A 19,943-nucleotide genomic window follows, 5' to 3' on the forward strand; every position below is an offset into this window, starting at 1 on the left:
TGACCAACTACATCGCCAGATCCCTGCTCGAGTCCGGCGGATTCAGACCTCAACTACACCCTCATCTGTGAAGAGCCTCTATTCCTGCGAGCTCGGCGCGTGCAAACCGGCCGAGGCGTTCTTCGCGTCGATCATCGACCGGCTGGACGTCCCGGCGGGTCAGATCGTGTTCGTCGACGATTCGGCCCGCAACGTCGCGGCGGCGACGTCCTGCGGCATCCGGGCACATCTGCATGACCCCAGCAGCGGCGCGGCCGGCATGCGCCGGATGCTCGAGGGCGCCGGTGTTCGAATGTGACCGCAAATCGCCGTTGGGGACGGGATTCGCAAAGGGGGACGCGATTCGCGGGGGAGTCAGTCGCGGAGGCCGAAGCGGGCGTGCCAGCGTTTCATCGGGGCGGGGGCCCACCAGTTCCACCGGCCCATGACGGTCATCGTCGCGGGCACGAGGATCATGCGGACGAGCGTGGCGTCGAGAATGATCGACAGGGCGAGGCCCACGCCGATCTGCTTGATGATGACCATCTTCGCCGCGGCGAACCCGAGCATGACGATGACCATGAGAAGTGCGGCGCTCGTCACGATGCGTCCGCTGCGCTGGATGCCGACGGCGACGGCGCGCGCGTCGTCGTCACCATGTTCGTGGGCCTCGACGATGCGAGAGAGCAGGAATACCTCGTAGTCCATCGCCAGGCCGAAACCGAACGCGATGAGGATGACGGGGACGGTCGACTCGATCGCGTCGTTGCTCGTGTAGCCGAGCAGCGATTCGAAGTGGCCGTTCTGGAAGATCCACGTCATCGCTCCGAGGCTCGCGCCGAGGGAGAGGGCGTTGAACAGGAGGGCCTTGAGCGGCAGGACGAGCGATCCCGTCATGAGGAACAGCAGCACGAGCGTCGCGAACGCAACGACGAGCACGACGTAGGGGGCTCGCGCAGCGATGGCGTGCGTGTAGTCGTCGAGCTTGGCCTGCTGGCCCGTCACCCATGTCGGAAATCCTGGGCGGTGAGCGTGCAGGTCGTGGACGACGTGCTGCGTGCGCCCGTTGGAGGGGGTGGCCCCGTCGACTCGCAATCCGACGGCGACCTTGCCGTCGCCGAGGTCACGCACGGGGTTGACCCCGGTGACGTATTCGCGGTGTGCGACATCCCTCGAGACCCACTTCGTCATCGTCGCCACGTCGGTCTCGCCGACGATGCTCACGGCGGGTTCGCCGAGCACAGGGAAGTCGTGGGCGAGGTCGTTCATGAGGGTGCGTTGCGGGTCCGACGTCGGCAGCAACGCGCTCGTCGAGCTCACCTGCCGCATGCCGAGCAGCGGCGCGGCCAGCACGAGCAGGACGACGACGACACCGCAGATCGAGATCCACAGATGACGCTGGACGGCGTGGGCGAGGTCGGCGAATCGTCCCTCGTCCGCGTCAGGCTGCACGCTCTTCTTCGCGAGGCGCGCCGCAGCGAGGCGCGCGCAGGCGGGCACGAGCGTCAGCGCCGCGAGGCAGGCGACGGCGACGACGGACAGGCCGGCGAGGCCGATCGCCTTTGTCACCGATGCGGGGAACAGGACGAGCCCTGCGACGGAGATCGCGACCGTAAGCCCGCTGAAGAGAACGGTGCGCCCGGCCGTCGCGATCGTGCGCTGGGTCGCGAGGTCGTGGTCGGCGCTCGTGAGCACCCCGTCGAGGCCGTCGGCCTCGCGCTGCAGCGCGGCGCGACAGTTCCTCGCGGAAGCGTCCGACGATGAGCAGGCCGTAGTCGATCGAGAGGCCGAGACCAAGAATCGTGACGATGTTGACGACGGTCGCATCGAGGTCGGTGACGTGGCTGAACCCGAGCAGCGCGAGCAGCCCGCCGGCGATCGCAGCGATCGCGCCGATGAGGGGGAGGCCCGCCGCGATGAATCCTCCGAACACGATGACCATGACGATGAGGGTCAGCGGGAAGGCGATGCCCTCTCCGGTCTTGAGGTCTTCCTGCGCCTGATCGGTGATGCGCTTGAGCACTTCCACGGACCCGCCGGTGCGCACGCGCACCCCCGCGGGCGTCACCGCTTCGACGGCCTTCGTGACCTGCGCGCTCACGTCCTCCTGCACGCTCTTGTCGAGCCCAGCATCGAGCGTGGCGACGAAGACCATCGACTCGGGTGCGCTCGAGGAACGGTAGGCGGCAGCGACGCGCGGGTCGCGTTTCGCCGCGGGTGAGTACGCCGACTCGACCGCCGACGTGTGCACGACGTCGTCGATCACCTGCTGCACCTTCGCGCCGACAGCCGCTTGCTGTGAACTCGCCACCCCGTCGAGTCGGACGGCGACGCTGCCGCCGGCCTTGTCGCCGGTCAGCAGCATGTCGTTGCCGGTGTGTGCCTCACCCGGCACGAACGGCTCGGCCTGCTGCAGGTGTGCGAAGAGTCCGCCGCCACCGAAGGCGCCGGCCGTAGTCGCAAAGGCCAGGACGACGGCGACGAGCCACGTCAGGACGATGGCCTTGGCGTGACGCGCGACGAAGGCGCCGTAGCCTCGCCCGCTCGGACGCTCGCCGTCGGTCGGCTCGGGCGAATGGCCCGAACCATTTGACGAGGCAGCCGACGAATCGTCGGCCCGAGAGGCCCCGGCGCGCTGTCGCGTGGCGCCCCACCTCATCCGATGACCGCCACGATGACGCTGACGAGCGCGAGTGCCATGAGGGCGCACGGCAGCGGCAGCCAGCGCACGCGACGACCGGAGGGGACGTCGGCCGGGTTGTCCACCGTCTCGGCGTCCAAGGCCTCGCGCAGCGCGCCGGCAGAGCGCGGAGGCTGCGTCAGGGTGCCCGGCATCGGGCGCAGGGACGCGGTCGGCAGGATGCCGAGACGCGCGTCGTCGGCGTTGCGCGCGCCGCGCGCCTTCTGCGAGCCGATCGCCCACACCGTCGTCTTGTGCCCGTCGTTGTCATGGAGGACGAGGCTGCCCTTCGACGTGGCGTGCGAGATGCCCGGCCAGGGCAGCGTCACCTCACGCACGACGTTGGAGACGACGACGTCGTCCGCGCCGAAGCGGATGCTCGGGCGCACCATGACGCAGAACGACGCCGCGGCGAGGGCGAAGCCGACGAACGCCATCGTGTGCGGCGAGCGGGCCATGAGGCCGCTGACGACGAGGACGATCCCGATGGCGACCCCGAACCACCCGATGACGACGTTGAACGTCTGACGGATCGCGGTGGGTTGGGAGGAATTGCTCATGGGGTGTCCTTCGAGGCGGGCGGCGCGGTGGCGCGGTGGCGCGGCTCACTCTAGTCGTGCCTTGTCGGTGGTGGCTGGTTGACTGCAGCCATGAGTGATGACCTGTTCTCGAGCCGCCTCGACGGTGAACGAACCTCGGGCAGCGCTGGGGCATCGGCGATGGCGCCGCTCGCGGTGCGCATGCGCCCGCGCACCCTCGAGGAGGTGCGTGGGCAGGGCGAGGTGCTCAAGCCCGGATCGCCGCTGCGGCGTCTCATCGAGGGCCAGGCGGGTGCGGCGGGGCCGATGAGCGCGATCCTGTGGGGGCCGCCCGGAACGGGCAAGACGACGCTCGCGCACCTCGCGGCGAACAGCGCGGAACGCCGGTTCGTCGAGTTGTCGGCGATCACGGCGGGCGTCAAGGACGTGCGTCAGGCGATGGAGGAGGCGGGCCGCCACCTCGCGATGTACGGCCGTTCGACGGTCCTGTTCCTCGACGAGATCCACCGCTTCAGCAAGGCCCAGCAGGACGCGCTGCTGCCCGGCGTCGAGAACCGCACCGTCATCCTCGTCGCCGCGACGACGGAGAACCCGTCGTTCAGCGTCATCGCCCCGCTGCTGTCGCGTTCGGTGCTCGTCACGCTCACCTCGCTCGACGACGCGCAGATCGCGGACGTCATCGGCGCGGCACTCGTCGACGAGCGCGGTCTCGACGAGCGATTCACCCTCGACGACGACGCGCGCGATCACCTCGTCCGCATGGCCGGCGGTGACGCCCGGAGGGCGCTCACGGCTCTCGAGGCCGGCGCCGGGGTGGCGACGGACGCGGGGGATAAGACCATCACGCTCGCCCACGTCGAGCAGGCGATGGCGGCAGCCGCGGTGCGCTACGACCGCGCCGGTGACCAGCACTACGACGTCGCTTCCGCCCTCATCAAGTCGATGCGCGGCTCCGACGTCGACGCCGCCCTGCACTATCTGGCACGCATGCTCGAGGCGGGCGAGGATCCGCGATTCATCGCGCGGCGCATCGTCATCGCCGCAAGCGAGGACGTGGGGATGGCGGATCCGACGGCGCTGCAGACGGCGGTGGCGGCGATGCACGCCGTCGCGCAGATCGGCATGCCGGAGGCGCGGATCATCCTCGCGCAGGCGGTCGTGCACAACGCGATCGCGCCGAAGTCGAATGCGGCGTACGCGGCGATCAACGCCGCCATCGCCGACGTCCGGGCGGGCCGCGGCGGCGCCGTGCCGCCGCATCTGCGCGGCTCGGGGTACGCCGGGGCGACGCAGTTGGGGCACGGGGCCGGATACACATACACGCACGATGAACCGGACGGCGTCGGCCCGCAGCAGTTCCTGCCCGACGACCTGCTGCCCGACGCGGACTACTACCACCCGACGTCGCGGGGGTGGGAGGAGCGGCTGGGGGAGCGATGGCGACGCCTGCGCGCCGTCATCCGCGGGGGTGAGAGTGCAACGTGATGCAGCTCACTGCGTGATGTTGCAGAATCGCGTGTTTCGTTAACGCGGTGTTACACCTGCGGCCATTCGCGGGTCAAAGGTAACGATCTGGTGACCCTCGTACTTTGAGGCTGGAATCACAATTTCGATGGGGCATGATCTGGGGTGCATGACGAGCTCGGCCAACCGCCGGGCCGCGTGTGACAGGCGGAGCGCGCACCGAGCGCCCAGAGACGGAAGGACGAAGCCTTGGCAATGGTCACCGGCGATCCCGCGCTCGAAGGGATGGGTCCCGATGGGGCCGAACCCCAGACGCCCGAGGAGCCCAAGGCGATCGAAGGTCGTTCGCTTCGTCAGATCGCCGTGTCTCGACTCAAGCGCGACAAGGCCACCCTTGCTGCGATGACCATCGCGGCGCTGTTCGTCCTCGTGGCGATCATCGCTCCCATCCTCGTGGCCACGGGTGTGCTCGACCCCACGACCAACCATCGCGATCTCCTGTCCCAGGACGGCACGCCGATCGGTAGCTTCAGCGGTGCAAGTTCGCATCACCCGCTCGGCGTCGTGCCCTCCTCGGGTACGGACCTGCTGAGCCGCCTCATGTACGGCGTGACGTTCTCCGTGGTCGTCGGCCTCGGTGCGACGGCGGTCGCGATGCTCATCGGCATGACGGTCGGGCTCATCTCGGGCTTCGCCGGGGGCAAGGCCGACTTCCTGCTCAGCCGGCTTGTAGACCTCGTGCTGTGCTGGCCGCAGACACTGCTGCTCTTGGCGCTGTCGGGGACGATCATCGCGCGCATCCAGAGCTTCGGCGTAAAGAACAGCAACATCGCCGCGGGCATCTACATCATCCTCGTGCTCGGCCTGTTCGGCTGGCCGACGTTCGCTCGCATCATTCGCGGCCAGGTCATGACGCTGCGCAACCGTGAGTTCATCGAGGCGGCCCGCTCCCTGGGTGCGACGAACCGCCGTCTGTACGTGACGGAGCTGCTGCCCAACCTCTGGGCGCCGTTCCTCGTGTACGCCACGCTGACGTTCCCCGCCTTCGTCTCGGCGGAGGCCGCCCTGAGCTTCCTCGGTGTCGGCATCCACGCCCCGACCCCCACGCTCGGAAACATCATCACGGACGCCATCGACTTCTCGCAGGCCGATCCGACGTACTTCTTCGTGCCGGTCATCACGATCTCGGTTCTCGTCCTGAGCTTCAACCTTCTGGGCGACGGCCTGCGCGATGCGCTCGACCCCAAGGCCGATCGCCACTGACGCCACCGCGCGTCTCTCACACGAGCCCACGGGCTCCCTCAGTTTTCCTGGCCACGTCCGGTCAGGTCGGTTGGATCGCCTCGGCGGATCCTTCTTCATCAAGGAGATGACGATGAACAAGAAGTCGGCTTCCATCCTCGCCGTGGCGATGGCTGGTTCGATCAGCCTCGCTGCCTGCGGTGGCGGGTCCAGCGACAACGGTGGCTCCGGCGGTTCCGGGGGCAAGGACTCCGGTGGCACGCTGAACTACCTCAACAAGCGCGGCGCCGAGAACCTCGACCCCCAGCGTGTCTACATCGGACGTGACATCTCGAACTGGGGCCGCCTGTGGTCGCGTTCGCTCGTCACGATGCCGGCCACGGACGACATCAAGAAGGGCGACAAGCCGGTTGCCGACCTCGCCACCGACACGGGCAAGATGTCGGACGGCGGCAAGCAGTGGAGCTTCACGCTGAAGGACGGCGTCAAGTGGCAGGACGGCAAGGACATTACATGTGATGACCTCAAGTACGGCATCTCGCGTACTTTTGCCACGGACGTCATCACGGGTGGCCCGTCCTACGCCCTTGCGTACCTCGACATCCCGCAGAAGAACGGGCTGCCGATCTACGACGGCCCGTACAAGAACCACAACAAGGACGCGTTCGACAAGGCTGTCACCTGTGACGGCAAGACGATCACGTACAAGTTCAACAAGGCGTGGCCGGACTTCAACCTCGCCGTCGCCTCCCTGCGCGCGTTCGACCCGTTCCGCAAGGACCAGGACAAGGGCGACAAGAGCAACCTCACCGCCTTCTCTGACGGCCCCTACAAGCTGCAGGGCACGTGGAAGAAGGGTCAGGGTGGCACCTTCGTCCGCAACGACAAGTGGGACGCCAAGACGGACACCGTGCGCAAGGCGCTGCCGGACAAGATCGTCTTCCAGGAGGGCATCGACCCGGTCAAGATCAACCAGCGTCTTATCGCCGACCGCGGTGACGACCAGACGGCTATCACGACGAGCTCGCTCCAGCCGCAGCTGTACGGCCAGATCACGGGTGCCGTGAAGGACCGGTCCGCGAACGTGCAGTCGCCGTACGTCGACTACCTCGTGCCGAACTTCAAGAAGATGACGAACCAGAAGGTCCGTCAGGCTCTGCTCGCCGCGACGAGTCAGGACGCCTGGATCACCGCTGGCGGCGGTGACAAGGCCTACGCCAAGGCCGACTCCATCATCAACCCGGCGCTCACGACGGCCTACGTCAAGAACCCGGCGTTCAAGTACGGCACGGGCGGAAACATCGAGGAGGCCAAGAAGCTTCTCAAGGAGGCCGGTCAGCCCAACCCGTCGATCAAGTTCACGTACCAGGGCGGCACCCCGCTGGCCGACAAGCAGGCAGGCGCCATTGCGGACGGCTGGAAGAAGGCCGGCTTCAACGTCACCCTGAACGGACTGACGGACACCTACTACGATGTCATCCGCGACCCGAACTCCGACGGCGACGTGTACTGGGCCGGCTGGGGTTCGGACTGGCCGTCCGCCAGCACGGTCATCCCGCCGCTGTTCGACAGCCGTGTCAACCTGACGGCGAAGTCGAACGGTTCCGACTACGGCAACTACAAGTCGGACGAGGTCAACAAGATGATCGACGAGGCCTCCAAGGCCACGTCCGTCGACGCCGCAGGTGAGATCTACAAGAAGATCGACGCCAAGCTCGGCGAAGAGGTCGCCTACATTCCGCTCGAGTCGCAGAAGTTCTACTACCTGCGCGGTTCGAAGGTGACGAACTACATCAACGGCGCCGGCACGTCGATGTACCCCGACCTCGCGGTCATCGGCGTCAAGAAGTAATCGGACGTCTTGGCACCTCGACCGGCGGGGCACCCACCGATGCCCCGCCGGTCGCCCGGTCCTCGCGGCCGACACCGAACCCACCCCCGTTCCCGTTCGAGAGGACTGCCCGCAAGGGCGGAAGCTCATGGTTGCCTACGTCATTCGCCGACTCTTCTCGGGTCTGGTCATGCTGCTCGTCGTGACGCTCGCGACGTTCGTGCTCTTTTTCTCCGCCGGCAAGGACCCGGCCGCCCAGACCTGTGGCAAGAACTGCTCCCCAGCGCTCATCGAGCAGAACCGCAAGGCCCTCGGCTACGACAAGCCCGTTCTCGTGCAGTGGGGTAATTTCGTCAAGGGCGTAGCTACGGGACGCGAATTCCCGGAGGACAAGGAACTACGAAAGAGCGCGCCCGACCTTGCCTTTTCATGTGACGCGCCATGCCTGGGGTATTCGCCGCTGCAGTCCGCGAACGTGACGGATGAAATCAAGGCAGCATTCCCGATCAGTTTCTCCATTGCGCTCGTCGCCTTCGCGCTGACGCTCATCCTCGGCGTCGGGTTCGGTATCCTCGCCGCGTTGAGTCGAGGCGGGATCGTCGACAAGACATTGGTGGGGACATCGCTGATCTTCTACGCCCTGCCGACCTTCGCGATCGGCTCGCTCCTGTACCAGTTCGTTGCGATCGACTGGGGCTGGCTGCCGGTTCCCAAGTACTCCACGATCGCCGACGGAGGCATCGGTGGCTGGCTGTCGGGCTTGTTGATGCCAGCCCTCACGCTGGCGCTGTTCACCGCCGCCGGGTACGTCCGCATGACTCGCGCCTACGTGCTCGAGACGATGAGCGAGGACTACCTGCGCACCGCCAAGGCCAAGGGCCTGTCGAAGGGCAAGACACTGTGGAAGCACACGATGCGGGCGGCCATCACGCCGATCATGACGATGGCCGGCATCGACTTCGCCGTGCTCGTCGGCGGCGCACCGATCACGGAGTCGGTGTTCAACTACGACGGCCTGGGCAAGTTAGCGGTCACGTCGACCCAGACGCCGGACCTGCCAACGAACGTCGGTATCGTCGTCGTCCTGTCGGCGCTCGTCATCGTGGCCAACATCATCGTCGACTGCCTCTACGCCGTGGTCGACCCACGCGTGAAGCTGGCCTGAGGAGAGAGACCATGTTCGACAAGCTCAAGAAGAAGGTCGACGACTCCGTCGTCGGCGAGAAGGCCGAAGCTCTCGTTGACAAGGCCGGCGACGTCGTCGCCACCGCGGCCGCAAAGGTCCCCGGGCACGGCGCGGGCCATGGCGTGGGCCGCGAGACGTTCACGGACTCGGGCGCCAAGCCCGGCAAGAAGCAGGTCGACAAGAGTGGCACACCGCTGCTGTCGGTGCGCGACCTCAAGGTGCACTGGCCGACCGATGACGGCATCGTCAAGTCGGTCGACGGCGTGAGCTTCGACCTGTACGAGGGTCAGACGCTCGGCATCGTCGGTGAGTCGGGTTCCGGCAAGTCGGTGACGTCGACGACGATCATGGGCCTCAACCGTGGGACGAACGCTCAGATCTCCGGTGCGATCGACTTCGACGGTGACGACCTGCTCACCATCAAGGAAGACCGCATGCGCGAGTTGCGCGGGCGCAAGATGGCAATGATCTTCCAGGACCCGCTGTCGGCGCTTCACCCGTACTACACGGTGGGCGCGCAGATCATCGAGGCCTACAAGGTGCACCACCCCAAGGCGTCGAAGAAGGAGGCGCGTGAGCACACGATCGACATGCTCGCCCGCGTCGGCATCCCGTCGCCGCAGAAGCGAGTCGATCAGTACCCCCACGAGTTCTCGGGCGGTATGCGTCAGCGGGCGATGACGGCGATGGCGCTCGTCAATGACCCGAAGCTGCTGATCGCCGACGAGCCGACCACGGCACTCGACGTGACGGTGCAGGCGCAGATCCTCGACCTCATGCTCGACCTGCAGCAGGAGTTCAAGTCCGCGATCATCATCATCACCCACGACCTCGGCGTGGTCGCCGACGTCGCGGACGACCTGCTCGTCATGTACGCCGGGCGTCCGGTCGAGAAGGGTGACGTCTACGACACGTTCGCGACGCCGCAACACCCGTACACCGTGGGTCTGCTCAACTCGATGCCCCGTCTCGACGAGGCACGTCGCGAGCAGCTCGACCCCATCCCCGGTAACCCGCCGTCGCTCATCAACCTGCCGAGGGGTTGCTCGTTCGCGCCGCGTTGCGCGTTCAAGTACCTCGTGCCGGGCGATCGCTGCGACACCGAGATGCCCGATCTGCGCCACTTCGGCGACCAGGAAGCCCGCTGCTTCCTGACCGCAGAGCGGAAGGCCGAGCACATGAAGCCCGCGCAGACCCGCACGATCGACGGCGCCGACGCGGCTTCCACGACCGGCGCGGCCCACGCCGCGACTGCCGGTGCTGCGGACGCCCACGGCGCGACCAAGGTTGGAGACTGAGCATGACCAACGCAGACACGCACGCGACGAGCGTGCCGCCGGGACCCGACGACGCTCTCGCGAGCGCGACCCAGGTCGCCGTCGGAGAAGAGGTGCTGCGCGTCACCGGGCTGCAGAAGCACTTCCCGCAGAAGAAGGCGGGCCTCATCCGGCGCCCCGACAACCCCGTCAAGGCCGTCGACGGCATCGACCTCGTCGTCCACCGCGGTGAGACGGTCGGCCTCGTCGGCGAGTCGGGCTGTGGCAAGTCGACCGCCGGTCGCACGATGCTCAAGCTCCTCGAGCCCACGGGAGGCCGGATCGAGTTCGCCGGTGAGGACATCACCGACTTCAAGGGCGGCGACCTGCGGCGCATTCGTCGTGAACTGCAGATGGTGTTCCAGGACCCGCACGGCTCGCTCAACCCGCGTCACACCGTCGGCAAGATCATCTCGGCGCCGTTCGAGATCCAGGGCGTCAAGCCCGAGGGCGGCGTGAAGAACGCGGTGCAGGAGCTCATGTCGCGCGTAGGGCTCAACCCCGAGCACTACAACCGCTACCCACACGAGTTCTCCGGTGGTCAGCGTCAGCGCATCGGTGTCGCGCGTGCGATCGCCCTCAAGCCGCAGGTCATCGTCTGCGACGAGCCGGTCTCGGCGCTCGACGTGTCGATCCAGGCGCAGGTCGTCAACCTGCTCGAGGAGATCCAGGACAGCGACAAGATGGCGTACGTCTTCGTCGCGCACGACCTGTCCGTCGTGCGTCACATCTCCGACCGCGTCGTCGTCATGTACCTCGGCAAGGTCATGGAGGACGCCGACCGCGACACGCTGTACGAGCGCCCGCAGCACCCGTACACGCACGCGCTGCTGTCGGCCGTGCCGATCCCGGACCCCACGCTCAAGGGCAAGCGCGAGCGCATCCTGCTCAAGGGCGACCTGCCGAGCCCGCAGAACCCGCCGTCGGGTTGCGTGTTCCGCACGCGCTGCCCGAAGGCACAGGATCTGTGCGCTCAGGTCGTGCCCGAGCCCGTCGAGGTCGCGCCCGGCCACCGCGTCGCGTGCCACTTCCCGGAGGTGCGCGCCGACGTCGTGTGACGTCACCCGCTCGAAGCCGTCAGGCCCGCCCCACACCGGGGCGGGCCTGACGGCCGTGTGCACCCCGTAATCTGGTGTCAGCGCGACATGCGCGCTCGAAGAAGGAGATGACGTGGACCTGACGCTCGGACAGATCGCCGGGTTCATCGCGGCCGTCGCGTTCGCCGTGCTCGTGTGGCGCCTCGGCAGTGTCATCGGCAAGGCTGGCGCCGTGCTCGACGAGGCGAGCGCCGCGGTGCGCAAGGTGAGCGACGAGACGTTGCCGCTCATCACGGAGATGACCTCGACCGTCGCAGCCGCGAACACCCAGGTCGAGCGCCTCGACGCAATCACGGCCAACCTCGCGACGATGACGAATAATCTCAACGCCCTGACGTCGCTGACCGTGGCGACGGTCGGGCGTCCCATGCTGAAGGTCGCCTCCGTCGGTTACACCATCAAGACGGCAATGAGCGGAAAGACCCCGGGGACCCGGCGCCGATTCTGAGTGCTGCGCGGCTAGGGTCACCCCATGACCCACATCAGGACCGGCCCCGTCACGGACGACGCTTCCACCAATCCGCTGCTGACGCGCAGCGACCTGCCGTTCGAGTTGCCGCCGTTCGAACGCATCCGCGCCGAGCACTTCGTCCCGGCCTTCGAGCATCTCGAGCAGCAGGTGCGGCGCACCCTCGCGGACATCACGCAGCCGCAGACACCGGCGACGTTCGTCGACGTCGTCGAGCCGTTGGAACGCGATCACGCGGCCACCGAACGCGTGTTGGCGCCGCTTCACACCCTGACCGGTTCTGACACGACACCGCCGTTGCAGGCCCTCGAGGACGAGCTCGCGCCGCGCGTCGCCGCCCTGGCGGACCTCGTCGACGTCGATGCTGCGCTGCTCGAGAAGCTGCGCGAGGTTCGAGCCGGCGACGCCACGATGAGCCCCGAACAGAGCCATATCGTCGAGCGCCGGATCAAGGCGATGACGCTTGCCGGCGCGGCCCTCACCCCGGAGGCTGCCGAGCAGGTCAAGGCGATCAACGGCGAGCTCGCCACACTCGGCGCCGAGTTCGACCGCCGCCTGCTGGCCGACACCGCGGCCCTGGCCGTCGTCGTCGAGGAGCGTTCGGGCCTCGCAGGCCTCGACGACGCCGAGATCGACGCCCTGGCACGGCCCGAGCAGGACGGCGGCGGCTACGTCATCCCTCTCACGTATCCGACGGGACATCCCTACCTCGCGCGTCTGCGTGATCGTGACCTGCGTCGACGCATCATGACGGCGTCGACGGCGCGGTGCAGTCGCGGCGACGAGAACGACACGAGGGAGCTGGTTCGGGACATCGCCCGCCTGCGTGCCCGTCGAGCCGCGCTGCTGGGCTTCGACAGCCACGCCGCGTGGGCGACGGCGGACAGCACGGCCAGGACGCCCGAGGCGGTGCTCGACATGCTCGCTCCCATCGCGCGTGCCGCCGGCGAGAACGCCCGCGCCGAGATCGAGGTGCTAGCCGCCACGGCCCGCGAGGACGGGGTGGACACGATCGAGTCGTGGGATCACGCGTACTACGCCGAGCAGGTCAGAGCGCGAGATCACGACGTCGACCTGGAGGCCCTGCGTCCCTACTTCGAGCTCGAACGTGTTCTCGAGCGGGGCGTGTTCGCCGCGGCCGAGCAGCTGTACGGCCTCACGTTCACCCCGCGAGCCGATCTGCGGGGCTGGAACGCTGACACGCGCGTGTTCGAGGTGCACGACGAGGACGGGGGCGCCGTCGGCCTGTACCTGCTCGATCCGTACGCCCGCCCGAGCAAGCGCGGCGGCGCGTGGATGCATCCGCTCGTCGAGCAGAACGACCTCCTCGGCCAGGCCCCGGTCGTCTGCAACAACCTCAACGTGACGCGGCCGTCGCAGGGGGAGCCCACCCTCATGACGTTCGACGAGGTGGAGACGTTCTTCCACGAGTTCGGCCATGCCCTGCACGGGCTGCTGTCGCAGGTGCGTCACCCGTCGGTCTCGGGGCCCAACGTCGAACGGGACTTCGTCGAGTTCCCCAGCCAGGTCAACGAGATGTGGATGCTGTGGCCGAGCGTCGTCGAGCGCTACGCCCAGCACGTCGAGACGGGGGAGACGCTGCCGGAGGCGGTGCGTGATCGCCTCGAGGCCTCGGCGACCTGTAACCAGGGTTTCGCCACCAGTGAGCTGGTGGGCGCCGCATTGCTCGACTTCTCCTGGCACCTGCTCACCGAGCAGGACGAGGTGCCGTCCGTCGAGCAGATGGCCGAGACGGTACGGCGCCGGTACGGACTGGACATCGACGCCGTGCCCTCCCGCTATGCCGCGCCGTACTTTCAGCACGTCTTCTCCGGTGGGTACTCGGCGGGGTACTACGGCTACCTGTGGTCGGAGGTGCTCGATGCGGACGCATGCGAGTGGTTCGTCGAGAACGGGGGAGCGACGCGCGAGAACGGACGTCGGTTCGCCGAACGGATCCTCGGCGTGGGCGGTAGCGCAGACCCCATGGGGGCGTACGAGAGCTTCCGCGGCCGGGCGCCGTCGCCGGGGCCGATGTTCCGCCGTCGCGGCCTCGAGGCCAGGAGTTCCGGGTCGCGCTGACGTCGGCCAGATGTCGTCCTTGTTTCGTGAGTAACGATGTCGTCACGGGCCGTCCCCCAGCCGTTCATCTTCGGCGCCCACCACATATTCTTCAATCGCCGCTGAAGGAAAGACCTTCCGACCAGCGTTCATCACCGTCTCGTGAAGGAGACACGCCCGCGTGCTTCGCTACATCCTCCGAAAAGCGCTGGGGTGGGTGGTCATGATCTTCGTGGCCACCAACCTGACGTTCTTCCTGGCTTCCTTCTTCCTGAAGCCCGAGTCGAACTATCTGGCGCGGCGACCCCCGCTCAGCCACGACCAGATCGTTCGCTCCCTGGACCAGTACAACCTGAACCCCGACGAATCGGTCTTCACGAAGTGGTGGACGTGGTTCCAGGGCGTGTTCTTCCACTGGGACTGGGGTCAGTCGCCGACGGGTGTCGACGTCAACTCCGAGGTCGCCTACCGGGCCGCCATCAGCGCCCAGCTCGTGCTCGGTGCGACGATTCTCAGTGCGGTCCTCGGCATCGCGCTGGCCGTCTACAGCGCAGCTCGCCAGTACCGCTTCGGCGACCGCGTGGCCCAAGCCACGTCGATCATCACGCTCAACATCCCCCTGCCGGTGGCGGCGCTGTGCGTCGTGTTCCTCGGCATCTGGGCCAACCAGAAGCTCGGTCACACCGTCTTCTACGTCGCCGGTGCGCAAGATCCGAACGTCAGTGGGTTCTGGGCGACGCTCGTCAGCCGCCTGGCACATCTCGTGCTGCCGTCGATCACCCTCATCCTCGTTGGTTACGCCAGCTACCACATGACTCAGCGCACGCTCCTGCTCGACACCGTGGACGCGGACTTCGTGCGCACCGCCCGGGCCAAGGGGCTCACGCGCCAGGAGGCCATCCGCCGCCACGGACTGCGCACGTCGCTCATTCCGACGGCCGCCCAGCTCGCGTTCTCCATCCCGGCGATGTTCACCGGCGCGATCATGACAGAGACGATCTTCGCCTGGAAGGGCATGGGGCAGTACTTCACCCAGACCATCGGGCAGAACGACATCCACGGCACCGTCGCCATCGCGGCGTTCGGCGCCCTCATGACGGCCATCGGCGCGATCCTCGCGGACCTCGCGACCGTCGCCCTCGACCCCCGAGTGCGGGTGAGCTGAGCCATGACGAACGACTTCAACCCCATCGAGCCCGAAAGCGTCGAACAGGCCGCCATCTCGCCGGAGACGGTCCGCGAGACGCGCCTACCGGACGGTTCGCCCACCCCTGAGCTGACCGAGGGCGACCCCAAGCGCGACGGCGCCGCCGCTCCGCTCACCCGCCGAAAGCTCTACATGCGCCGTTTCATGCGCAACAAGGGCGGCGTCCTGGGTCTCGTCATCCTCCTGGGTCTCATCGTGTTCTCGATCGTCGGCGGGTTCTTCACGCAGTGGAACTACACCGACCCCGACTTCCTCACGCTGCAGCAGGGTCCGGGCGGGAGCCACTTCTTCGGCACCAACCAGGCCGGCAATGACACCTACGCCCAGGCCGTCCACGGTCTGCAGCGATCCATCATCATCGGTGTGAGCGTGTCGGCGCTGACGACGATCATCTCGGCGGTCGTCGGAGCCTGGGCCGCCTACGTGGGTGGGCGTCTGGAGAAATTGACCCTCGGTCTCATCCACTTCCTCCTCGTGGTGCCGAGCTTCCTCATCCTGGCGCTCATCTCCACCTACTTCCAGGGCGACTGGCGCGTCCTCATCTTCGTGCTGACCCTCTTCGGCTGGGTGTTCTCGGCCCGCATCGTGTGGACGATCTCGACATCCGTGCGCGAACGCGAATACGTCGCGGCCGCCGAGTTCATGGGAGTGCCGACGACGAAGGTGGTGCTTCGCCACGTCATCCCGAACATCGGGTCGCTGCTCATCGTGAACTTCACCCTCGGCGTCGTCTCCACCATCATGAGCGAGACCGGCCTGTCCTTCCTCGGGTTCGGCATCAAGCAGCCCGACGTGTCGCTCGGTTCGATGCTCGCCGACGGCGCGAATTCGGTCTACTCCGCGCCGTGGCTGTTCGCCTTCCCCTCTCTGCTCCTCGTCATGCTCACCGTCTCGATGGCACTCATCGGTGACGGCTTGCGTGACGCGCTCGACCCGAACTCCAAGGCTGGTGGCAACGCATGAGCACCCCGATCTCCGTCTCCGGTGGCGGCATGCTGGACAAGGCGGGCAGCAGCCCGCTGATCTCGGTCAAGGATCTCGCGGTGTCCTTCCCCTCCGAAGCGGGGCGTGTCGACGCGGTGCGCGGCGTCAGCTTCGACATCGCACGCGGTGAGACGCTCGGCATCGTCGGCGAGTCCGGCTCGGGCAAGTCCGTCACGTCCACGGCCATCATGGGTCTGCTGCCGAGCTACGCGAAGGTTGACGGCAGCATCACCCTCGACGGTGAAGAGCTGCTGGGACGCACCGACAAGGAGATGTCGAAGGTGCGCGGCAAGCGCATCGGCATGGTGTTTCAGGATCCCCTGTCGGCGCTGACGCCGATCTTCACCGTCGGTGACCAGATCGTCGAAGCGATCCTCATCCATCAGGACATCACCAAGGCGAAGGCGTGGGAGCAGGCCGTCGCGCTGCTCGACCTCGTCGGCATCCCCAACCCGAAGACCCGTGCGAAGTCGTTCCCGCACGAGTTCTCCGGCGGTATGCGTCAGCGTGTCGTCATCGCCCTGGCCATCGCGAACAACCCGGACCTCATCATCGCGGACGAGCCGACCACCGCACTCGATGTGACGGTGCAGGCCCAGGTGCTCGAGGTGCTCAAGAAGGCCCAGCGTGAGACGGGCGCCGCCGTGCTCATGATCACGCACGACCTGGGCGTCGTCGCCGGTCAGGCCGACCGTGTCGGCGTCATGTACGCCGGCCGCCTCATCGAGACGGGGACGGCGGACGACGTCTTCGCCGCACCGCGGATGCCGTACACCATCGGCCTGCTCGGGGCCGTGCCCCGCGTCGACGCGACGGGGCGTGAGGCGCTCGCACCGATCAAGGGCACGCCGCCGTTGCTCGTCGACCTCCCGGACGCGTGCCCGCTCATCCCGCGCTGCCCGATCGCGACCGCGGAGTGCGGCAACGGCGAACCAGCCCTGCGTCCCGTCGGCTCCGCGACGCATCGTGCGGCCTGCATCCGCGCCGACGAGATCTCCGGGCGGGGCTTCATCGGCTCCGAACCCATCTTCCCCCGACCCGTCATCGAGGATCCCGCCGCCGGCATCCCCCGCGACGAGCGCGCGAGCGTCCTGCGCCTGGACGACGTGACGAAGACGTTTCCGCTCATGAAGGGCGCCGTGCTCAAGCGTCGCGTCGGCTCGGTCTACGCCGTCGCCGGCATCGACCTCGACCTGCGGGAGGGGGAGACCCTCGGTCTCGTCGGGGAGTCCGGCTCGGGCAAGACGACCACCCTCATGGAGATCATGCGGATGGGTCAGCCCGAGACGGGCGACATCGAGATCGCAGGGCAGAGCATCAAGAACGCCTCGAGGTCGCAGCGCAAGGATCTGCGTCGCGACATCCAGATGGTCTTCCAGGACCCGATGGGTGCCCTCGACCCGCGCATGACGGTGCACGGCATCATCAGCGAACCGCTCGTCGCGCTCGGTGGGTCGAGCAAGCACGAGATCGACGAGCGGGTCGAGGAGCTCATGGCGCTCGTCGGGCTCAACCCGCAGCACTCCGACCGTTTCCCGGCCGCCTTCTCCGGCGGACAGCGTCAACGCATCGGCATCGCCCGTGCGCTCGCCACGAACCCGAAGACGGTCGTGCTCGACGAGCCGGTCTCCGCGCTCGACGTGTCGATCCAGGCCGGCGTCATCAACCTGCTCGCCGAGCTGAAGGCCCGTCTCGGCCTCAGCTACCTCATCGTCGCCCACGACCTCGCCGTCGTGCGTCACATCTCGGATCGGGTCGCGGTCATGTACCTCGGCAAGATCGTCGAGGTCGGTGCCGTCGACGACGTGTTCGAGCGCCCGATGCACCCCTACACCAAGGCGCTCCTGTCCGCCATCCCCGTGCCGGACCCGGTGGTCGAACGTAGCCGTGAGCGGATCCTGCTCACGGGCGACCTGCCCAGCCCGACCTCCTCAGAGCCCGGGTGCCGCTTCGTCTCGCGGTGCCCGTTGTATAAGACCCTCGACGACGCGAAGCAGCAGCTGTGCCGGGACACGACGCCCGAGCTCATGTCTGTGACCGGCGCCGATCATGCCCACGCCTGTCACTTCGCAGGCGGGGCCGACACAAAGGAAGTTCACTCATGAAGTCGATGAAGACGGCGTCCGGCGCCTTCGTTCTCGCCAGCGCTCTGCTGCTCACCGGGTGTTCCGGGGGCTCGTCGGACGACAAGGGCGACGACAGCAAGAAGACGACGAACACCTCGTTGCAGAAGAGCTACAACGAGCAGCCGGCGTCGGCCCTCAAGGATGGTGGCACGTACACCACCGCCACGACCGAGGTCTCTCCGCAGTTCAACCCGTTCCAGCAGGACGGCACCCGCTACACCTCGGACGTGTGGCGCTGGTACAACCCCGTCCTCAAGACGTACGCGGCTGACGGCAGCAAGGTCATCTGGAACAAGGCCTACATCGAGGACGCCAAGAGCGAGGTCAAGGGTGACAAGCTCGTCGTCACCTACACGATGAACCCGAAGGCGAAGTACAACGACGGCTCGCCGATCGACTGGAAGTCCTTCGAGAACACGTGGAAGGCCAACAGCGGCAAGGACAAGGCGTTCCTGCCCAGCTCGACGGATGGCTTCTCGGCCATCGAGTCCGTGGCGAAGGGCAAGGACGACCACGAGGCCGTCATCACGTTCAACCAGCCGGGCGTGTGGTGGGAAGGTCTGTTCGACTTCCTGCTCAACCCGAAGGTGAGCTCCGCGGACCAGTTCAACAAGTTCTACCTGAACAACCCGCACGCCGAGCTCGGCGCGGGCCCGTACAAGATCGAGAAGTACGACTCGAAGGCCGGCACCATCTCGTTCGTCCGCAACGAGAAGTGGTGGGGCGACAAGGGCAAGCTCGACAAGCGCACGTTCATCACGATGGAGGCCTCGGCGTCCATCAACGCGTTCAAGAACGGGCAGATCGACTCGACGAACGCGACGACCAAGGACCGTCTGCAGCAGGTGAAGGATGTTCCCAACACCGAGCTGCGCCGCGGTTCCTCCCCCTCGAACAGCCTGCTCACCCTCAACGGCAAGAGCCCGCTGCTCGCGGACAAGGCCGTTCGCAAGGCCATCATGGAAGGCGTCGACCGCAGCAAGCTCGCCGAGATCGAGTTCAACGGTCTCGACTACAAGGAGGAGCTGCCCGGCTCGTTCCTGCTCTTCAGCTTCCAGAAGGGCTACGAGAACAACGTCTCGACGAAGTTCGACGCCGAGCAGGCGAAGAAGGACCTCGACGCGGCGGGCTGGAAGGCCGGTTCGGACGGCGTCCGTTCCAAGGACGGCAAGAAGCTGACCCTCAGCTACGTCAACCTCGGTGACGACCCGGTCAACAAGGCCCAGGCCACGGCGATGCAGGCGATGCTCAAGGGCATCGGCGTCGACATGAAGATCGACCAGCGCGCCTCGTCGGAGTTCTCGAACGTCATCACGAAGAAGGACTTCGACCTCTTCCCGATGGGCTTCAGCTCCTCCGACCCCTACGGTGTGGCGTACGCCTGCCAGGTGTGGTGCTCGGACTCTGGCCTGAACCAGTCCGGTGTCGCGGACAAGTCGCTCGACCCGAAGTTCAAGGACCTGACGAAGATCGGCGACAAGGACAAGCAGATCGCCGAGGCCAACAAGCTGGAGAAGCAGGCCATGGACCAGTACGGCATCCTGCCGCTGACGAACGGTCCGGTCATCATGGCAACGAAGAAGGGGCTCGCGAACGTCGGTGCGTCCGTGTTCTCCTTCCCGTTCCCGGAGACCATCGGTTGGCAGAAGTGACGTCAGCGCCGATGCGCGCCTGACATGACGGGCGAGGCCCGGTTCCCGCACAGGGGGCCGGGCCTCGTCCGTTCGTTCGCGCGCCGCGGTGCCCCGCACCGCCCGGCCGG

15 protein-coding genes and 1 pseudogene are annotated in these 19,943 nt (G+C 67.0%); 13 read left to right on the forward strand and 3 right to left on the reverse strand.

Annotated features, from left to right (window positions below):
* The first annotated feature begins 67 nt into the window (after positions 1-67).
* A complete protein-coding gene (locus AC1RS9_RS00005; RefSeq protein ID WP_492920248.1) occupies positions 68-298 on the forward strand; it encodes an HAD-IA family hydrolase in 231 nt (76 codons plus the stop codon).
* A gap of 56 nt (positions 299-354) precedes the next feature.
* Here the strand turns inward: AC1RS9_RS00005 and AC1RS9_RS00010 are convergent, their stop codons facing one another.
* From AC1RS9_RS00010 to AC1RS9_RS00020, 3 genes and pseudogenes are all read right to left on the reverse strand, one after another.
* On the reverse strand, positions 355-1,806 hold the full coding sequence (locus tag AC1RS9_RS00010; protein WP_492920091.1) for an MMPL family transporter: 1,452 nt from the start codon (positions 1,804-1,806) through the stop codon (positions 355-357).
* Positions 1,718-2,638: pseudogene (locus AC1RS9_RS00015) on the reverse strand (MMPL family transporter); the annotation flags it as partial. The gene AC1RS9_RS00010 and the pseudogene AC1RS9_RS00015, both read right to left, overlap by 89 nt.
* Positions 2,635-3,219, reverse strand: a complete 585-nt coding sequence (locus AC1RS9_RS00020) for a hypothetical protein (RefSeq protein WP_006943866.1) — start codon at positions 3,217-3,219, stop codon at positions 2,635-2,637. The gene AC1RS9_RS00020 and the pseudogene AC1RS9_RS00015, both read right to left, overlap by 4 nt.
* Before the next feature lie 90 nt (positions 3,220-3,309).
* Here AC1RS9_RS00020 and AC1RS9_RS00025 point away from each other — a divergent pair, with 90 nt between their 5' ends.
* From AC1RS9_RS00025 to AC1RS9_RS00080, 12 genes are all read left to right on the forward strand, one after another.
* On the forward strand, positions 3,310-4,683 hold the full coding sequence (locus AC1RS9_RS00025) for a replication-associated recombination protein A (protein ID WP_492920093.1): 1,374 nt from the start codon (positions 3,310-3,312) through the stop codon (positions 4,681-4,683).
* Positions 4,684-4,917: 234 nt separating this feature from the next.
* On the forward strand, positions 4,918-5,925 hold the full coding sequence (locus AC1RS9_RS00030) for an ABC transporter permease (RefSeq protein ID WP_006943869.1): 1,008 nt from the start codon (positions 4,918-4,920) through the stop codon (positions 5,923-5,925).
* A 112-nt stretch (positions 5,926-6,037) separates the two neighbouring features.
* Positions 6,038-7,756, forward strand: coding sequence for an ABC transporter substrate-binding protein (locus tag AC1RS9_RS00035; protein ID WP_231729546.1), 1,719 nt, complete (start codon positions 6,038-6,040; stop codon positions 7,754-7,756).
* Positions 7,757-7,883: 127 nt separating this feature from the next.
* On the forward strand, positions 7,884-8,900 hold the full coding sequence (locus tag AC1RS9_RS00040) for an ABC transporter permease (RefSeq protein ID WP_492920096.1): 1,017 nt from the start codon (positions 7,884-7,886) through the stop codon (positions 8,898-8,900).
* An 11-nt stretch (positions 8,901-8,911) separates the two neighbouring features.
* Positions 8,912-10,219, forward strand: coding sequence for an ABC transporter ATP-binding protein (locus AC1RS9_RS00045; RefSeq protein ID WP_492920098.1), 1,308 nt, complete (start codon positions 8,912-8,914; stop codon positions 10,217-10,219).
* Positions 10,220-10,221: 2 nt separating this feature from the next.
* Positions 10,222-11,295 carry an ABC transporter ATP-binding protein gene (locus AC1RS9_RS00050; RefSeq protein WP_006943884.1) on the forward strand — a complete coding sequence of 358 codons (1,074 nt, stop codon included), beginning with the start codon at positions 10,222-10,224 and terminating at the stop codon, positions 11,293-11,295.
* A 112-nt stretch (positions 11,296-11,407) separates the two neighbouring features.
* Complete coding sequence (locus AC1RS9_RS00055) at positions 11,408-11,782, forward strand: DUF948 domain-containing protein (RefSeq protein ID WP_083607112.1); 375 nt, start codon at positions 11,408-11,410, stop codon at positions 11,780-11,782.
* 24 nt (positions 11,783-11,806) lie between these two features.
* Positions 11,807-13,885 (forward strand): M3 family metallopeptidase, encoded by a 2,079-nt coding sequence (locus AC1RS9_RS00060; protein WP_074045231.1) that lies wholly within the window; start codon positions 11,807-11,809, stop codon positions 13,883-13,885.
* Between the two features lie 160 nt (positions 13,886-14,045).
* Complete coding sequence (locus tag AC1RS9_RS00065; RefSeq protein WP_074039476.1) at positions 14,046-15,029, forward strand: ABC transporter permease; 984 nt, start codon at positions 14,046-14,048, stop codon at positions 15,027-15,029.
* Between the two features lie 3 nt (positions 15,030-15,032).
* Complete coding sequence (locus AC1RS9_RS00070) at positions 15,033-16,034, forward strand: ABC transporter permease (RefSeq protein WP_083607114.1); 1,002 nt, start codon at positions 15,033-15,035, stop codon at positions 16,032-16,034.
* Positions 16,031-18,160 carry a dipeptide ABC transporter ATP-binding protein gene (locus AC1RS9_RS00075; protein WP_404602773.1) on the forward strand — a complete coding sequence of 710 codons (2,130 nt, stop codon included), beginning with the start codon at positions 16,031-16,033 and terminating at the stop codon, positions 18,158-18,160. The genes AC1RS9_RS00070 and AC1RS9_RS00075 overlap by 4 nt, the downstream gene beginning before the upstream one ends.
* Positions 18,157-19,833: an ABC transporter family substrate-binding protein gene (locus tag AC1RS9_RS00080; RefSeq protein WP_404602774.1), complete on the forward strand. Its 1,677-nt coding sequence runs from the start codon at positions 18,157-18,159 to the stop codon at positions 19,831-19,833. Before AC1RS9_RS00075 ends, AC1RS9_RS00080 begins: the two co-directional genes overlap by 4 nt.
* The last annotated feature ends 110 nt before the right edge of the window (positions 19,834-19,943 follow it).

The sequence above is a fragment of the Dermacoccus sp. MPR-E5 genome (assembly GCF_058809565.1).

Excerpts from the sequence above, each read along its gene's own strand:
- AC1RS9_RS00010 (WP_492920091.1), bottom strand. The coding sequence starts at position 1,806 with ATGCGACCGTCGTCAACATCGTCACGATTCTTGGTCTCGGCCTCTCGA.
- AC1RS9_RS00020 (WP_006943866.1), bottom strand. The coding sequence starts at position 3,219 with ATGAGCAATTCCTCCCAACCCACCGCGATCCGTCAGACGTTCAACGTC.
- AC1RS9_RS00025 (WP_492920093.1), top strand. The coding sequence starts at position 3,310 with ATGAGTGATGACCTGTTCTCGAGCCGCCTCGACGGTGAACGAACCTCG.
- AC1RS9_RS00030 (WP_006943869.1), top strand. The coding sequence starts at position 4,918 with ATGGTCACCGGCGATCCCGCGCTCGAAGGGATGGGTCCCGATGGGGCC.
- AC1RS9_RS00035 (WP_231729546.1), top strand. The coding sequence starts at position 6,038 with ATGAACAAGAAGTCGGCTTCCATCCTCGCCGTGGCGATGGCTGGTTCG.
- AC1RS9_RS00040 (WP_492920096.1), top strand. The coding sequence starts at position 7,884 with ATGGTTGCCTACGTCATTCGCCGACTCTTCTCGGGTCTGGTCATGCTG.
- AC1RS9_RS00045 (WP_492920098.1), top strand. The coding sequence starts at position 8,912 with ATGTTCGACAAGCTCAAGAAGAAGGTCGACGACTCCGTCGTCGGCGAG.
- AC1RS9_RS00050 (WP_006943884.1), top strand. The coding sequence starts at position 10,222 with ATGACCAACGCAGACACGCACGCGACGAGCGTGCCGCCGGGACCCGAC.
- AC1RS9_RS00060 (WP_074045231.1), top strand. The coding sequence starts at position 11,807 with ATGACCCACATCAGGACCGGCCCCGTCACGGACGACGCTTCCACCAAT.
- AC1RS9_RS00070 (WP_083607114.1), top strand. The coding sequence starts at position 15,033 with ATGACGAACGACTTCAACCCCATCGAGCCCGAAAGCGTCGAACAGGCC.
- AC1RS9_RS00075 (WP_404602773.1), top strand. The coding sequence starts at position 16,031 with ATGAGCACCCCGATCTCCGTCTCCGGTGGCGGCATGCTGGACAAGGCG.
- AC1RS9_RS00080 (WP_404602774.1), top strand. The coding sequence starts at position 18,157 with ATGAAGTCGATGAAGACGGCGTCCGGCGCCTTCGTTCTCGCCAGCGCT.